Source organism: Aliiroseovarius sp. PrR006 (genome assembly GCF_010500215.1).
Classification (GTDB): Bacteria; Pseudomonadota; Alphaproteobacteria; order Rhodobacterales; family Rhodobacteraceae; genus Aliiroseovarius.
Genome location: NZ_JAAGOY010000004.1, coordinates 145,691 through 160,072, shown reverse-complemented (window position 1 = coordinate 160,072; position 14,382 = coordinate 145,691). Strand labels below are relative to the sequence as shown.

The 14,382-nt window shown below is 58.0% G+C and carries 16 protein-coding genes and 1 tRNA gene; 10 read left to right on the top strand and 7 right to left on the bottom strand.

Annotated features, from left to right (window positions below; genetic code table 11):
- Nucleotides 1–39: 39 nt before the first annotated feature.
- Entirely contained in the window at nucleotides 40–657 is a 618-nt protein-coding gene (locus tag G0Q00_RS00870) for a hypothetical protein (protein ID WP_163035519.1), read from the bottom strand.
- A gap of 410 nt (nucleotides 658–1,067) precedes the next feature.
- Here G0Q00_RS00870 and rpsF point away from each other — a divergent pair, with 410 nt between their 5' ends.
- From rpsF to rplI, 3 genes are read left to right on the top strand one after another with little or no spacing between them, the layout of a single operon-like run.
- The gene (rpsF, locus tag G0Q00_RS00865; protein ID WP_133486495.1) at nucleotides 1,068–1,424 is read left to right on the top strand and encodes a 30S ribosomal protein S6; all 357 of its coding nucleotides are present in this window, start codon (nucleotides 1,068–1,070) and stop codon (nucleotides 1,422–1,424) included.
- Between the two features lie 15 nt (nucleotides 1,425–1,439).
- Complete coding sequence (gene rpsR, locus G0Q00_RS00860; RefSeq protein ID WP_005982441.1) at nucleotides 1,440–1,667, top strand: 30S ribosomal protein S18; 228 nt, start codon at nucleotides 1,440–1,442, stop codon at nucleotides 1,665–1,667.
- Nucleotides 1,668–1,680: 13 nt separating this feature from the next.
- The gene (rplI, locus tag G0Q00_RS00855) at nucleotides 1,681–2,295 is read left to right on the top strand and encodes a 50S ribosomal protein L9 (protein WP_163035518.1); all 615 of its coding nucleotides are present in this window, start codon (nucleotides 1,681–1,683) and stop codon (nucleotides 2,293–2,295) included.
- A gap of 186 nt (nucleotides 2,296–2,481) precedes the next feature.
- On the opposite strand, the gene G0Q00_RS00850 is transcribed toward rplI, so the two are convergent.
- Nucleotides 2,482–2,799: an SHOCT domain-containing protein gene (locus tag G0Q00_RS00850; RefSeq protein ID WP_239058287.1), complete on the bottom strand. Its 318-nt coding sequence runs from the start codon at nucleotides 2,797–2,799 to the stop codon at nucleotides 2,482–2,484.
- 204 nt (nucleotides 2,800–3,003) lie between these two features.
- Here G0Q00_RS00850 and G0Q00_RS00845 point away from each other — a divergent pair, with 204 nt between their 5' ends.
- Complete coding sequence (locus tag G0Q00_RS00845; RefSeq protein ID WP_163035517.1) at nucleotides 3,004–3,501, top strand: lytic transglycosylase domain-containing protein; 498 nt, start codon at nucleotides 3,004–3,006, stop codon at nucleotides 3,499–3,501.
- 160 nt (nucleotides 3,502–3,661) lie between these two features.
- Here the strand turns inward: G0Q00_RS00845 and tig are convergent, their stop codons facing one another.
- From tig to G0Q00_RS00830, 3 genes are all read right to left on the bottom strand, one after another.
- Nucleotides 3,662–4,993, bottom strand: a complete 1,332-nt coding sequence (gene tig / locus G0Q00_RS00840) for a trigger factor (RefSeq protein ID WP_163035516.1) — start codon at nucleotides 4,991–4,993, stop codon at nucleotides 3,662–3,664.
- A gap of 22 nt (nucleotides 4,994–5,015) precedes the next feature.
- Nucleotides 5,016–5,100: transfer RNA gene (locus G0Q00_RS00835), tRNA-Leu, on the bottom strand.
- A 169-nt stretch (nucleotides 5,101–5,269) separates the two neighbouring features.
- Nucleotides 5,270–6,922 carry an NAD(P)H-hydrate dehydratase gene (locus G0Q00_RS00830; protein ID WP_163035515.1) on the bottom strand — a complete coding sequence of 551 codons (1,653 nt, stop codon included), beginning with the start codon at nucleotides 6,920–6,922 and terminating at the stop codon, nucleotides 5,270–5,272.
- A gap of 167 nt (nucleotides 6,923–7,089) precedes the next feature.
- On the opposite strand from G0Q00_RS00830, the gene G0Q00_RS00825 reads away from it, so the two are divergent.
- Both G0Q00_RS00825 and glnA read left to right on the top strand, forming a co-directional pair.
- Nucleotides 7,090–7,428: a P-II family nitrogen regulator gene (locus G0Q00_RS00825; protein ID WP_133486483.1), complete on the top strand. Its 339-nt coding sequence runs from the start codon at nucleotides 7,090–7,092 to the stop codon at nucleotides 7,426–7,428.
- A 35-nt stretch (nucleotides 7,429–7,463) separates the two neighbouring features.
- Nucleotides 7,464–8,870, top strand: a complete 1,407-nt coding sequence (gene glnA / locus G0Q00_RS00820; RefSeq protein WP_163035514.1) for a type I glutamate--ammonia ligase — start codon at nucleotides 7,464–7,466, stop codon at nucleotides 8,868–8,870.
- Nucleotides 8,871–9,032: 162 nt separating this feature from the next.
- Here glnA and G0Q00_RS00815 read toward each other — a convergent pair whose 3' ends face one another.
- Together G0Q00_RS00815 and G0Q00_RS00810 are read right to left on the bottom strand one after the other, a co-directional pair.
- Nucleotides 9,033–9,290: a hypothetical protein gene (locus G0Q00_RS00815; protein ID WP_163035513.1), complete on the bottom strand. Its 258-nt coding sequence runs from the start codon at nucleotides 9,288–9,290 to the stop codon at nucleotides 9,033–9,035.
- A gap of 138 nt (nucleotides 9,291–9,428) precedes the next feature.
- On the bottom strand, nucleotides 9,429–10,205 hold the full coding sequence (locus tag G0Q00_RS00810; RefSeq protein ID WP_163035512.1) for a DUF3445 domain-containing protein: 777 nt from the start codon (nucleotides 10,203–10,205) through the stop codon (nucleotides 9,429–9,431).
- A gap of 234 nt (nucleotides 10,206–10,439) precedes the next feature.
- Here G0Q00_RS00810 and G0Q00_RS00805 point away from each other — a divergent pair, with 234 nt between their 5' ends.
- From G0Q00_RS00805 to G0Q00_RS00790, 4 genes are all read left to right on the top strand, one after another.
- Complete coding sequence (locus tag G0Q00_RS00805; protein WP_163035511.1) at nucleotides 10,440–11,654, top strand: bifunctional alpha/beta hydrolase/OsmC family protein; 1,215 nt, start codon at nucleotides 10,440–10,442, stop codon at nucleotides 11,652–11,654.
- Nucleotides 11,655–11,745: 91 nt separating this feature from the next.
- On the top strand, nucleotides 11,746–12,795 hold the full coding sequence (gene alr, locus G0Q00_RS00800; protein ID WP_163035510.1) for an alanine racemase: 1,050 nt from the start codon (nucleotides 11,746–11,748) through the stop codon (nucleotides 12,793–12,795).
- Nucleotides 12,792–13,577 (top strand): ABC transporter permease, encoded by a 786-nt coding sequence (locus G0Q00_RS00795; protein WP_163035509.1) that lies wholly within the window; start codon nucleotides 12,792–12,794, stop codon nucleotides 13,575–13,577. Before alr ends, G0Q00_RS00795 begins: the two co-directional genes overlap by 4 nt.
- On the top strand, nucleotides 13,574–14,320 hold the full coding sequence (locus tag G0Q00_RS00790) for an ABC transporter ATP-binding protein (protein ID WP_163035508.1): 747 nt from the start codon (nucleotides 13,574–13,576) through the stop codon (nucleotides 14,318–14,320). The genes G0Q00_RS00795 and G0Q00_RS00790 overlap by 4 nt, the downstream gene beginning before the upstream one ends.
- Nucleotides 14,321–14,382: the final 62 nt, after the last annotated feature.

The window sequence follows — 14,382 nt, the reverse complement described above, 5'->3', positions numbered from 1 at the left end:
CAGCGCTGTGCAAACTGTTTGGAGGTTCAGCGCCGCAGTTCAAGCGGCCTGCAAAGCCCGTCCACCAGCACCGAATGCAACTTTGGTGCTTCGATGGCTTTCATAGCTGGGGATCGCCATCCCGCCGCGATCATCTTTCAGATCCCGCAAAAGGCGGTCTTGGATTGGACGCAACAACAGCTCTGGACCAGACAGGATCTCGACAGCCGTCAGGTTCTCTGCACCGTCGTCAAGGCGCAGGTACAATGTCGCCTGACGCGTGCTCCCCAACCCGCCAGAGCTTTTGCCGCAAGCCAGAAGCAGCCCGGTCACATCTCCGAACGGTACTGAAATATCAGTCTCAAACGCATTATCAGAAACGATCCGCCCACGCCGCAACACTCGCTCGTTAAGGTCTACCTGCGTCGATTCCACATCAGGCCCCTGGCCGAACAGATACAACAGCCCCCCCAGCCCAATAAATAGGCAGGTTAGGCCGATTCTCATTGCCAGAAGAACAGCGTCATCCATCGCCGGGGCGCTCTGCATAACCCAAAATCCTGCCGATGAAATCGCAAGCGCCACCCCCAGAAAACGGCCGAACGCCCGCAGCACCAGCCCACCGCGCGTCACTTTCACCGGGTTCGCCAGCCCGTAACCCCAACTTGTGGGTGTCAACAGAACCGTTTGTGAAGAGTGAGACAATTCCACGTCAGACTGAGGTAGGGATGAGACCAATGTCATGGGAAAAGACTTTCCTGTTTATCATCTGCGAATCTGACCTGCAGCAGTGGGTCAGTGGTATTTTCCCGCCCAAGTAAGGGCGCTTACCAAACGATCGACCTGAAGTGTGACGGAAGTTGGGCACCCAATTGGTTAATGCGAGGCCATAATTTGCGCCGCCTGCCACCAATGCACTCCGATTTAGCCTCCTCAACTTGCCGCAAAGCCTTGCACCACTTGGTCAGACGTGTATAAGGCACCGTCCTTTCCGTAAGTGAATGAACCGCGTTGCCTCTCGTGGATGGGTCGCGGAAAGGTTTTGGCCCATTCTTTGAAGCGCGCTTGAAAATAGAACTGGAGTTCACATGCCCCTTTACGAGCATGTCTTCATCTCGCGTCAGGATCTGTCCAACGCGCAGGCTGAGAACCTCATCGAACATTTCGGCACCGTGCTGGGTGACAACGGCGGCAAAGTCGTTGACAGCGAGTACTGGGGTGTCAAGACGATGGCCTACAAGATCAACAAGAACCGCAAAGGCCACTATGCCTTCCTGAAGACCGACGCTCCGTCGACGGCTGTTCAGGAAATGGAACGCCTGATGCGCCTGCATGACGACGTTATGCGCGTTCTGACCATCAAGGTCGACGATCACGCCGAAGGCCCGTCTGTTCAAATGCAAAAACGTGACGAACGCGGCGACCGCCGTGGCCGTGACCGTTAATCGGAGGTCTAACTCATGGCAGCTAAACCGTTTTTCCGTCGCCGCAAGGTATGTCCCTTCTCGGGCGACAACGCACCGAAGATCGATTACAAAGACACCCGTCTTCTGCAGCGCTACATCTCTGAGCGTGGCAAAATCGTACCTTCGCGTATCACCGCCGTTTCGGCAAAGAAGCAGCGTGAACTGGCCCGTGCTATCAAACGTGCCCGTTTCCTTGCTCTGCTTCCCTACGCCGTTAAGTAAGGGGACCTGATCAATGCAAGTTATCCTTCTGGAACGTGTGGCCAAGCTGGGCCAAATGGGCGACGTCGTTGACGTAAAGCCCGGTTACGCACGCAACTTCCTGCTGCCCCAGGGCAAAGCCCTGTCGGCTTCGGACGCAAACATCGCGTCGTTTGAAGCTCAGAAAGCTCAGCTGGAAGCCCGCAACCTGGAAACCAAACAAGAAGCAGACGCTCTGGCTGAAAAGCTGGGCGGCGAGCAGTTCATCGTGATTCGCTCGGCTTCCGACGCTGGTGCTCTCTACGGCTCGGTCACCCCGCGTGACGCCGCCGATGTGGCCACCGAAGCTGGTTTCACCGTCGACAAGAAGCAGATCATCCTGACTGCTCCGATCAAATATCTGGGTCTGCACACCGTCACCGTACGTCTGCACCCGGAAGTCGAAACCGAGATTGCCCTGAACGTGGCACGCTCGGAAGAAGAAGCCGAACTGCAGGCTTCGGGCAAATCGATCCAAGAACTGGCCGCTGAAGCTGAAGCTGAAGCCGAGTTCGAGATCGCCGAGCTGTTTGACGATATCGGCGCTGCTGCATCGGATGATGATGACGAAGCTCCTGCTCCGGCAGAAGAAGCTTCGGAAGAAGAGTAATCTTCCTTCGACACAAGATTAGAAAGGCCGCTCAATCGAGCGGCCTTTTTTTGTTGAACTTCCGTTGTGCGGAACAAAGCGGACCTTGGCCTTCATCTGGACTTTGGATGGAAAGGCCGAAACGGTTGGCTACAAAGGCCGCCAGCCGAGCATCAAGGTTGGCTCAGATTCTGCAGCCGTACACCATCAAGAGCTTAGGAGCTTCTTTCGCGAGGCATATTCTTCCGCATCAATCTCGCCGCGCGCAAAGCGCAGATCGAGTTCCGCCATGGCACTAGACGGCTTTTGGTGCGACGGTGGGCCGTCGAGACTACGAACGAGCCATATAACGGCCGCGACTACGAGGCCTAGAACGATAAGCCAAAGTACGGGCCCGAAAAGCATACCAAAACCGTAACCATGCCCCCAATCCATCATATGCCCATAATTTTCCGGGTCAGCCATCGCAGGGGTAGCCAAGATCGAAGCCAATAGAGCAAGACGCATCATTTCAACCTCCAGCATTTTCAAAACCTAATAGATTGTAGACGGGCTAGCGTTTGCGAACATTGACATGGCTCAAGTAAGTCGAAAACCTACCTTCTGGCGGGTCGGCGACGTAACGAGAACCTCTGCTTTGGGCACGTTGCAGACACTCAGTCAGCAGCCCGCCGCCAAGGGGCGTATAGCCCCTAACTTATTCCGATTTTCTGATCTACAGTAATTTGCATGACAAGATATTCACGACGCAATGCTATTCTAACACTTACTACATTCGCAGTATCTGCATGTTCAGGCGCACGGGGATCCGAGCGGACCGCGAAAACCGAAGCCAATGGTAATTTCAACCCGCCCCTCTACCCCAACGAAACGCCCGAGCTGCGCGCGCAGATCAACAAATGGGCCGACCATTACGAGATCCCGCGCGAGCTGGTGCATCGTCAGGCCATTCGCGAGAGCACGCATCGCCCTGAGGCACGCAACGGGCCCTATTGGGGGCTCTTGCAAATCCTCCCCCAAACCGCCCGCACCATGGGTCATCGCGGCCCGGTCGAGGAGCTGTTGGACCCGGATGTGAACCTGAAATACGCGGGCAAGTACCTGCGCGGGGCGTATATCGTATCGGGCAGAGACATCGAACGTGCGATGGGGTGGTATGCCCGCGGGTATTACTATGAGGCTAAACGGCTGGGCCTTCTGGTCGAAACCGGGTTGAGACCGGGATAGAGCTGATGGTAGCTCACTTCGTGAGCCTATAGGGGCGTTGCCCCTCGGCCACTCGAAATTCGAGCGGCCTCACCCCAGAATATTTCCGGCAAGAAAATGCGAACCCAACGAAAAAGGCCGCCCCAATCGGAACGGCCTTTTGAATGTCTGTCAGTAAGACTTATTCGTCTTCCAGAGCCTCAACGGCTTTCTGCAGATCGTCTTTCGAGACTTCCTTTTCCGAAACTTCGGCCAGTTCGAACACGTAGTCCACAACCTTGTCCTCGAAGATCGGAGCCTGCAGCTGCTGACGCATCTGCGGGTTTTGCTGAACGAATTCAAAGAACTGACGTTCCTGACCCGGGTACTGACGGGCTTGGTTCATCACGGCCTGAGTCATCTCGGCGTCGGTGACTTCGATCTCGGCTTTCTGGCCCAGTTCGGCCAGCAGAAGGCCAAGGCGCACGCGGCGACCGGCCAGAGCTTTGTGCTCGTCGGTGGCTTCGATTTCCGGGTGATCGTGGCCTTGCACGTCCGGGTTTTCTTCGTGCCACAGCTGGTGTGCGATCTGACCAGCTTCGGCGTCCAAGAGCGACGGCGGCAGGTCGAAATCAACCAGCTTGTCCAGCTCGTCCAGCAGGCCGCGCTTCATAACGGCACGGGCTGCACCAGCGAATTCTGCTTCCAGACGTTCACCGATCTGCTCTTTCAGAGCGTTCAGGTCTTCGGCACCGAATTTGGTGGCCAGCTCGTCGTTGACTTCAGCGGCAACGGGCTCTTTGACCTCTTTCACGGTGCATTCAAACACAGCGTCTTTGCCAGCCAGGTTTTCCGCACCGTATTCAGCAGGGAAAGCCACTTTGACTTCAACTTCTTCACCAGCTTTGGCACCAACCAGCTGCTCTTCGAAACCCGGAATGAACGAGTTCGAACCCAGAACCAGCGGGTAATCTTCAGCAGCGCCGCCTTCGAAGGCTTCACCGTCTACTTTACCAAGGAAGTCGATCACAACCTGGTCACCGTCTTTCGACTTGGTGCCTTTTTTGCGGTCTTTGAAGTCCTGAGCGGTCTCGGCCAGGTTGGCCAGCGCTTCGTCAACTTCGCCTTCACCGGCTTTGACAACCAGCTTCTCCAGCTTGATGCCTTTCAGGTCGACCTCGGGGATCTCGGGCAGAGCTTCGTACGACATTTCAATCTCAACGTCGTCGCCTTCTTTCCAATCATCGTTGGTCATCTTCACGTCAGGCTGCATGGCCGGACGGTCACCCGATTCTTCGAAGTGCTTGTTCATGGCGCCATCGACAGCTTCCTGCATGGCTTCGCCCATCAGACGCTGACCAAACTGCTTCTTCAGCAGAGCCATCGGCACTTTGCCTTTGCGGAAGCCTTTCATTTCGACTTCGGGCTGCGCTTCGACCAGCTTTTCGTTGACTTTGGCGTCCAGATCAGCGGCCGGAACCACGATCTTGTAGCCGCGTTTCAGACCTTCGTTCAGGGTCTCGGTGACCTGCATGATCTCGTCCTTCTTTCAATTTTGGTGCGGGTGGAGGGACTTGAACCCCCACGCCTTGCGGCGCCAGAACCTAAATCTGGTGCGTCTACCAATTTCGCCACACCCGCTAAAACCGAGGACGGCCCACGTTTTCAGGACGGGGCCGTCCAAATTCGCGCCCTTCTAGCACCAGTGCGCGCGGGATGCGAGAGGAAAAGCGCCCTTATCCAGCGGGAGATTGTGCAATTTTTTGCTCTTTCGGCGGGGATGCTGGGCGTGAGCCCCAGAATCAGGCGCTTATGCCCCCAATTTGCGGAACACAGCGGGCAGTTGTTCGGGTAGATCTTCGGCAATCAGTCCCGGCCCAAACTCCAGCGCGCATTCCACATGCAGCCACGCTCCGGTTTCTGCCGCTGGCATCGGCGCGAAACCCCGCGCGAGCAGTCCGGTGATGAAACCTGCCAGCACGTCGCCTGATCCCGCAGTGGCCAACCACGGAGCGGAGCGTTCATAGGCGGCGGAGTTGATCGAACATGCGCCATCGGGCGCAGCAATCACAGTGTCCGGTCCCTTGAACAGAACCACACAGCCTGCCCGCGCTGCGGCCTCGCGGGTTGCGTCCACTTTGGAATAGGCCGGGCCTTTTGTGGCAGGGGCGTTCAGCTTTTCAGCAATGTCAGGGAACAGCCGCGCGAATTCACCCGCGTGCGGGGTCAGCACACAGGTGTCGTGAAGCATGTCGAACAGAGCAGACGGATCGTCTTTGAAGGCCGTCAAAGCATCCGCATCCAGCACCGTCGCGCGTTTCGCCGCCAAAGCCACCGGCACCAAATCGCGCGCGCGTTCCACGCCCAATCCGGGGCCGAGGCACAGCGCGTTGAATCGCTCATCCGCAAGCACCGCCTGCAACGTCTGCGCATCCCCCACCGGAGACAACATAATCGCATCCAACCGCGCCGCATTTTCCTTAAGCGCGCCGGGTGTCGGGGCGACCGTGACCAGCCCTGCCCCGATGCGGAGCGCGCCACGGGCTGAGAGCCGTGCTGCGCCGCCTTTGCCGGAAGGGCCGGATAGGATGAGGGCGTGGCCGTGGGAGAATTTGTGACTGTCCTCAATCTTGCCCAACCAGTTGGGACGCTCGACCAATCTAACAATTTCGCCCGGCGGCACCGCCGGGCAATCCCCCGTTGACGTCAGGCGATTGTCTGGACAATCGCCGAGAGTGGCCGCCCCCCCGGGCGGGCATTTCATCCCCCCCCGCGGTCGGTGACTGCCCTCGAGACCTATATCCGCAACAACCACGCGCGGCGAGCGAGTGTATGCTATAGCTTGACCGATAAAGTGCCCAATCTTCGCGCGGTGAAATGAGACGACAAGTTTCGGCAATACAGGCGTTTCCCACCCTGCCCAAAGTCCGCTATCCGAACAAATTCCGCTCGCAATATCGATCGAAACCGTCTTAGTCATATCGCTTTCACTTTGGCTGTCATTGGAAAAGAATGTCCAATGAGCGACTTCTAACGGCAGAGAGCGTGTTAAGCCCGTTCCAAACAATGCGTCGATAAAAACGTCGTACTCTGCGAAGTACAGATCGTCCGAAGACACACTGTCGGACTTGGAAACGCTCCCGCCCAACTCCATCCACCGCTCATAATTCACCCGCGCATCCGGCGGCAGTTTCTCGGCGTCTCCATACAGGAACACCTCGACCTCCCAGCCCCATTCTTTCAACAGCCGCGCGACCACAAATCCGTCGCCGCCGTTGTTCCCCGGCCCGCACAGCACCACCGCTTTATGAGAGGTCTTTGCCAGCTCGGGCCATTCCTCGAAAATGGCCTCGACCACGCCCCGGCCCGCGCGCTCCATCAGTTCCAGCCCGGTGACCTCGCCCGACTCAATCGCGGCAGCCTCGATGGCGCGCATTTGGGCAGCGGTTAGCAATTCCGTCATCTCAATCTTCTCACTCTGCTCAAACTTCGCGCGCTCTGCTTAATTTTTAGGCACATGCTTAGTTTTTCACACCACCGCGTGCGCTACCACCACCCTAGCCAATTGCTCCTTGCGATGGAAAGTGGTCAGTGATGCCCAACACGATGTTTCGAACCGGGGGGCTATCCATGAAAAAGATCGAAGCCATCATCAAGCCGTTCAAGCTGGATGAAGTAAAGGAAGCGCTGCAGGACATTGGCGTGCAGGGCCTGTCGGTGATCGAAGTGAAGGGCTTTGGCCGTCAGAAAGGTCATACCGAGCTCTATCGCGGCGCCGAATATGTGGTCGACTTCCTGCCCAAGGTGAAGATCGAGATCGTTCTGGCCGATGATCAGGTAGATGAAGCCATTGAGGCGATCATCGACGCCGCCAAGACCGACAAGATCGGCGACGGCAAGATCTTTGTCAGCCCCGTAGAACAAGCCATTCGCATCCGCACCGGTGAATCCGGCGACGATGCTCTGTAAATCACACGAACATACACGAACCAAAGGAACCTGATATGAGCGCTCAAGACGTACTCAAGCAGATCAAAGATGAAGACATCGCCTATGTCGACATCCGTTTCACCGACGTGCGCGGCAAGCTGCAGCACGTGACCGTGGACTGCGACCTGGTCGACGAAGACTTCCTGGAAGAAGGCTTCATGTTTGACGGCTCGTCGATTGCCGGTTGGAAATCGATCGAAAGCTCGGACATGAAACTGATGCCCGACATGGACAGCACCTATGTTGATCCTTTCTATGCCGAGAAAACTCTGTGTATCCACTGCTCGGTCGTCGAGCCCGACACCGGCGAGAAATACGCTCGTGACCCGCGCGGCACCGCCGAGAAAGCCGAAGCTTACCTGAAGTCCTCGGGCATCGGTGACGTGGCTTACATGGGTCCGGAAGCTGAATTCTTCCTGTTTGACGACGTGCGTTTCTCGAACACCATGAACAAGGTTTCGTTCGAAGTGGACGCCGTAGACGCCGCTTGGAACACCGACGCCGAGTACGAAATGGGCAACACCGGCCACCGTCCGGGCGTCAAAGGCGGCTACTTCCCCGTGAACCCGATTGACGACGCACAAGACCTGCGTTCGGAAATGCTGACCACGATGAAGAACATCGGTATGAAAACCGATAAACACCACCACGAGGTGGCTTCGTGCCAGCACGAGCTGGGCCTGATCTTCGACAGCCTGACCAAACAGGCCGACGAGCTGCAGAAGTACAAGTACATCATCCACAACGTGGCGCATGCTTACGGCAAAACGGCAACCTTCATGCCCAAGCCGATCGCAGGCGACAACGGCACCGGCATGCACGTAAACATGTCGATCTGGAAAGACGGCAAGCCGCTGTTTGCTGGCGACAAATACGCTGACCTGTCGCAGGAAGCCCTGTGGTTCATCGGCGGCATCCTGAAGCACGCCAAGACCCTGAACGCTTTCACCAACCCGTCGACCAACTCGTACAAGCGTCTGATCCCGGGCTTTGAAGCCCCCGTTCTGCGTGCCTACTCGGCCTCGAACCGTTCGGGTTGCGTGCGTATTCCGTGGACCGAAAGCCCGAAAGCCAAGCGCGTAGAAGCTCGCTTCCCCGATCCGGCCGCGAACCCCTATCTGTGCTTTGCCGCCCTGCTGATGGCCGGCCTTGACGGCATCAAGAACAAGATCGATCCGGGCCCCGCTCAGGACAAAAACCTGTACGACCTGCCGCCGGAAGAGCTGGAAGGCATCCCGACCGTTTGCGCATCGCTGCGTGAAGCTCTGGAAGCTCTGGAAGCCGACAACGACTTCCTGACCGCTGGCGACGTGTTCACCAAAGACCAGATCCAGGGTTACATCGACCTGAAATGGGAAGAGGTCTACGCCTACGAGCACACCCCGCACCCGGTGGAATACCAGCTGTACTACAGCTGCTAATCCCAGAAAAATATATGGAAAAGGGCACCGTTTACAGTGCCCTTTTTCGTTCACCATGCTTTTCGCTTCATCTAGGCAACAAAAAAGGCGCCAAACCCGGCGCCTTCTTCACTGCAGTCTCGATAATCGAAACCCTAATATTGGCTGGGATTAACAGCTCGCTCAGACGCGGTTATGTGCTGCGTTGTACTGGCGATGCCCTTCCTGAATGCAAATTGCGTCACCTTCGGCCTTCGTCATACCAGCAGGAACGGCAATCGCTTCATCCCACTGCACACGGTCACGAGTATACAGCTGACAGGTCACAACACCCTGTTTGGTCTTCACTTGCACCGGGTTACTTTCATATGCCGATTTGTCGACACAACCTGCCATCACGCCGGTGGCCGCAATTGCCATCACCAAAGTAAGTTTTTTCATAATTTTTCCCGCTCCATGTTCACTCGCGATATCTGCCCGTCGGGCATACCTAGCTTTAAGCTACAAATTTTGTCTAAACTATGAATATTGGCGCGCAAAATTCAGTAAAACCGCGCTTATTTGCTCAAGGAACGCTGATCATTCACGTTCTGGCAGTGTGATCCCCAACGCATCCAACCTTGGCTGTGCCACCACATAGGTATGGATCGAAAAGATCACCGCACCCGTTTTCGCAAGTCGCTTCATACTCTGTCGCTCGACTCGCAACCAATTGGGGCGGCTCGCGTCATAACTACGACGTTCTTCTTCCCGACGCGGCTGATGCAGCTCGGGATCGTTGTAGAACAAATAGTTCGCCCGCCACATTGGACGCGCAACTTGAATGCCATCAAACAGGCGTTGGACCCTCCTGGCGACATCGGGGGTGTAGGCATCGACAGGTATGTGTATTTTCACCAGTGGTTTCAGAAACTTCTGCTCAAGCGACCAACTGGCCGGAAAACAGAGGATGGCACCCGTCATCACATGCTCTTCGCCCTGTTTTTGCATGATGACGAAGTCCTCCTGCACCAGCGCGCCTAGCGTCAAAAGTGGTTGGGACCAATCCAATTGCACCAAACGCCCATCAGGGCAGTGCACCTCATCCTCTTGAACCTCGAACCCTTCTATGTCCGACAGTTCCGCCAACACGTCTTCAAGCAGTTCCTCGGCTGCTGCGCGGGCGCCGTCGGACAACTTATGGACGCGCGCGCCATGCGCTTTCATCAGAGACAGCCGGTGCGCCATTTGCGCGCTATAAGCATCGTCAATCTGTAGCCATTGCCCCGGCGTGACCGGATTTAACCCCGGAAGCCGTGCAGTTTTCGGATCTGCCCATGGCAGAACCGGTAGCTCGTTTTGACAGATCTCGACCATTTGCATCCCTCAGTGAATGACCGGCCGGACTGTGCGTGGCAAGCTCTGGCGGTGCAAGTGCTAACTGAGGCGCGTTTCACCCGAACCTACATTTCTTCACCCTTGCGTGAGCTTGCCGCCGCGCCTCTTGCCCCTTTGCCCACCGCGCGCCACCTTCGTCGGACCACTTCAATTCCGTCAGATCAGTCAAAAGCAACGACCGCCCTGACATTGCCGATCACGACAGGAGCCCCCATGCCGACCGAAAAGTTCACCTTCCCCGGACATTCCGGTCATGATCTTGCCGCGCGTTTGGACCTACCGGATGGCCCCCATCTGGCCACGGCCCTGTTTGCCCATTGCTTCACTTGCGGCAAGGACATCGCGGCTGCGCGTCGGATCTCGGCACGGCTGGCCGCGCTTGGCATTGCGGTTCTGCGGTTCGACTTCACTGGCCTTGGCCACTCGGACGGGGATTTCGAGAACACCAGCTTCACCTCGAACGTGCGCGATTTGGAAAGTGCGGCCGAGGCGTTACGCGCTCGCGGCTACCCACCCGCCCTGTTGATCGGTCACTCTCTTGGTGGGGCGGCCGTGATCAAGGCGGCGTCCCACCTGTCGGACATCCAGGCGGTCGTCACCATCGGGGCGCCAGCGGACCCCTCGCATGTGATCGAGAATTTCGAGCACGCTCTGCCCGACATCGCCTCAGATGGTGCCGCCGAAGTTTGTCTGGGTGGTCGCCCCTTCCGCATCGGATCTGGTTTTGTCGAAGATGTGCGCGAACATCAGCTGGACGAGGCCCTGCAAACGCTGAACGCGGCCCTTCTGGTCCTGCACGCCCCGCGCGACCAGATCGTATCGATCGACAATGCGGCGACGCTCTTCATGGGGGCCAAGCATCCCAAAAGTTTCATCACGCTGGACGACGCTGATCACCTGATCAGCCGCGCCAGCGATGCCGAGTACGTGGCCGAGGTAATCGCCACATGGGCCACGAAATACGTAAACCTCGCCCCGCCCGCCCCGCCCATCGGCGCGCCCGAGGGCATCGTGCGCGTATCCGAGGCCGATCCGCGCGGCTTTTTGCAAGACATCCAGTCCGGCCCAAAACATCACACCCTAGCGGACGAACCCCTTGCCTATGGTGGCACCAACAAGGGCATGTCGCCCTATGGCTTCCTGTCTGCGGGGCTTGGCGCCTGCACCTCGATGACGATCCGCATGTATGCCCGGCGCAAGGGCTGGCCGCTGGATCATGTCCGTGTTGAAGTCTGCCATGATAAGGTCCACGCACAGGACGCTGAAACCGGGGCAAAGAACCGGATCGACACGTTCCGCCGTAAGATCCACCTGACCGGCGAGCTGGACGCCGATCAGCGTCAGCGCCTTCTGGAAATCGCCGATCGCTGCCCGGTGCATCGCACGCTTGAAAGCTCCAGCCATATCGAGACCGTATTGGCCGACTGACACAGCGAACTGACAGGCGAAATCCGCATGTGGGTGCACAGCGCCCGCTTTTTACCTTGACCCGGGCCACCGCACCGTCAAAAACCCCTGTATGAGTACGGGCAGACTGACAATTGATCTGGATGCAGTGGTCGCAAACTGGCGGGCGCTGGATGCAAAAAGTGGGGCAGAGGTTCAGACCGCTGCCGTGGTAAAAGCCGACGCCTATGGGCTTGGCGTGGGCAAAGTTGGACGCGCATTGGCCGCAGCCGGCGCACGGCGCTTCTTCGTCGCCGCCGCTGAAGAAGGGGCTGACCTGCGCGAGGCGCTTGGCCCCGGCCCTGAAATCAGCGTCTTTTCCGGCCACATGTCTGGCGACACGGATATGGTCCACGATCTGGGCCTTGTGCCGATGCTGAACTCGGTCGAGCAAGTGACCCGCCATCTCGAAGCCCTGCCCGGCCACCCGTTTGGCATTCAACTGGACACCGGCATGAATCGTCTGGGGATGGAGCCCGCCGAATGGGCCGCCCTGCGCGACATCTTGCTACCTCAGAACCCGCGCCTGATCATGAGCCATCTGGCCTGTGCCGATGATCCTGATCACCCGATGAACCACCAGCAATTGTCGGCCTTCCACGATATGACCGACGGGGTTCAAGTGCCACGGAGCCTTGCAGCCACCGGCGGCATCCTTCTAGGGCCTGACTATCACTTTGATCTAACCCGCCCGGGCATCGGCCTCTATGGCGGCTTCCCGTTCGAGGACGCTAAGACCGTCATCCATCTGGACCTGCCCGTCATCCAGATCCGCGATGTCGCGGAAGGCGAGACTGTGGGCTATTCGAACACCTGGCGCGCCGAACGGCCCTCGCGCGTGGCGACCGTTGCGGCGGGATATGCCGATGGGTTGAACCGCCACCTGTCGAACCAAGCCGTGATGTTCTTCGAGGACACGCCCTGCCCCATTCTGGGCCGCGTTTCGATGGATATGATCGGTGTGGATGTGACGCATCTGCGTGAGACACCGAAAACGATGACCATGCTCTCTGACCAGCAGACCGTCGATGATCTGGCCGAGATCGCGGGCACCATTGGCTATGAATTCCTGACCCAGTTGGGCCACCGCTATCACCGCCACTATGCACGGGGCCGCGCATGAATGCCGTAACCAAACCCTTGGCCACCATTGGGCGTGTGACCCTTGGGTTTCTGGCGCTTGTCGGGCGCGTAGCGATCTTTGCGGGCCAATCCATCGCCCATATCGTCCGCCCCCCCTTTTACCCGCGCGAGTTTCTGACCGCGATCCTGAATATCGGCTATTTCAGCCTGCCCGTTGTGGGCCTGACCGCGATCTTCACTGGCGCGGCGCTGGCATTACAAATCTACTCCGGCGGACAACGCTTCTCGGCCGAGGCCGTGGTGCCCCAGATCGTCGCCATCGGCATGGTGCGCGAGCTTGGCCCGGTGTTGGTCGGCCTGATGATTGCCGCCCGCGTGACGTCATCCATCGCCGCTGAAATCGCCACCATGAAAGTGACCGAACAGATTGACGCCCTCGTCACCCTGTCGACCCACCCGATGAAATACCTGACAGCCCCACGCGTGCTGGCCGCCACACTGGTCGTGCCGCTTTTGGTCGGCATCGGCGACGTCATCGGCATCATGGGGGGCTTCCTTGTCGGCACCAAGCAGCTTGGGTTTGCCATCGGACCTTATCTGAACAACACGTGGAACTTCCTTGAGATGTCCGACATCGTGTCCTCGCTGATCAAGGGCGCGGCCTTTGGCTTTATCGCCGCCGTGATGGGCTGCTATCACGGGATGCGCTCGGGTCGCGGTGCGCAGGGCGTGGGTCGCGCCACCAAAACCTCGGTCGAGGCCGCCGCCGTTCTGATCCTTGCCGCCAACTTCCTTCTCACCAGCTTCTTTTTTGCCACATGATTGAACTTACAAACGTCCACAAAGCCTTTGGCCCGAAACGTGTTCTGGATGGGGTAAACCTGACCATCAACCGCGGCGAAAGCATGGTGATCATTGGCGGGTCCGGCACCGGGAAATCGGTGCTGTTGAAATGCATTCTGGGCCTGATGGTGCAAGACAGCGGATCCATCACACTGGACGGCGAAGACACCTCGAAAGTCGAGCGAGACGCCTTTCTGGCGCGCTTCGGCATGCTCTTCCAAGGTGGTGCGCTGTTTGACAGCCTGCCCGTCTGGCAAAACGTCGCCTTCCGCCTGTTGCGCGGATCGCTTGCCAAGCCCAAGGAAGAAGCGCGTGAAATCGCGATCGAGAAGCTGCGCCGCGTGGGTCTGACGCCCGACGTGGCCGACCTGTTCCCGGCCGAGCTGTCGGGCGGCATGCAAAAACGCGTCGGCCTTGCCCGCGCCATCGCCGCCGAGCCCGAGATCATCTTCTTCGACGAACCCACCACCGGCCTCGATCCGATCATGTCCGGCGTCATCAACGACCTGATCCGCGAGATTGTGGTCGAAATGGGCGCCACCGCCATGACCATCACACACGACATGTCATCGGTCCGCGTGATTGCCGACCATGTGGCAATGCTACACGGGGGTAAGATCCAGTGGACCGGGCCAGTGGGTGACATGGACAACTCGGGTGACCCTTATGTGACGCAGTTCATCTCGGGCAATGCTGAGGGACCGATTGAGGCGGTGAGATAGCGAGTTCAAGCGGGAAGAATTCAACGTTTCTCCCCGATGTCACCACTTGAGAATTCGATCAA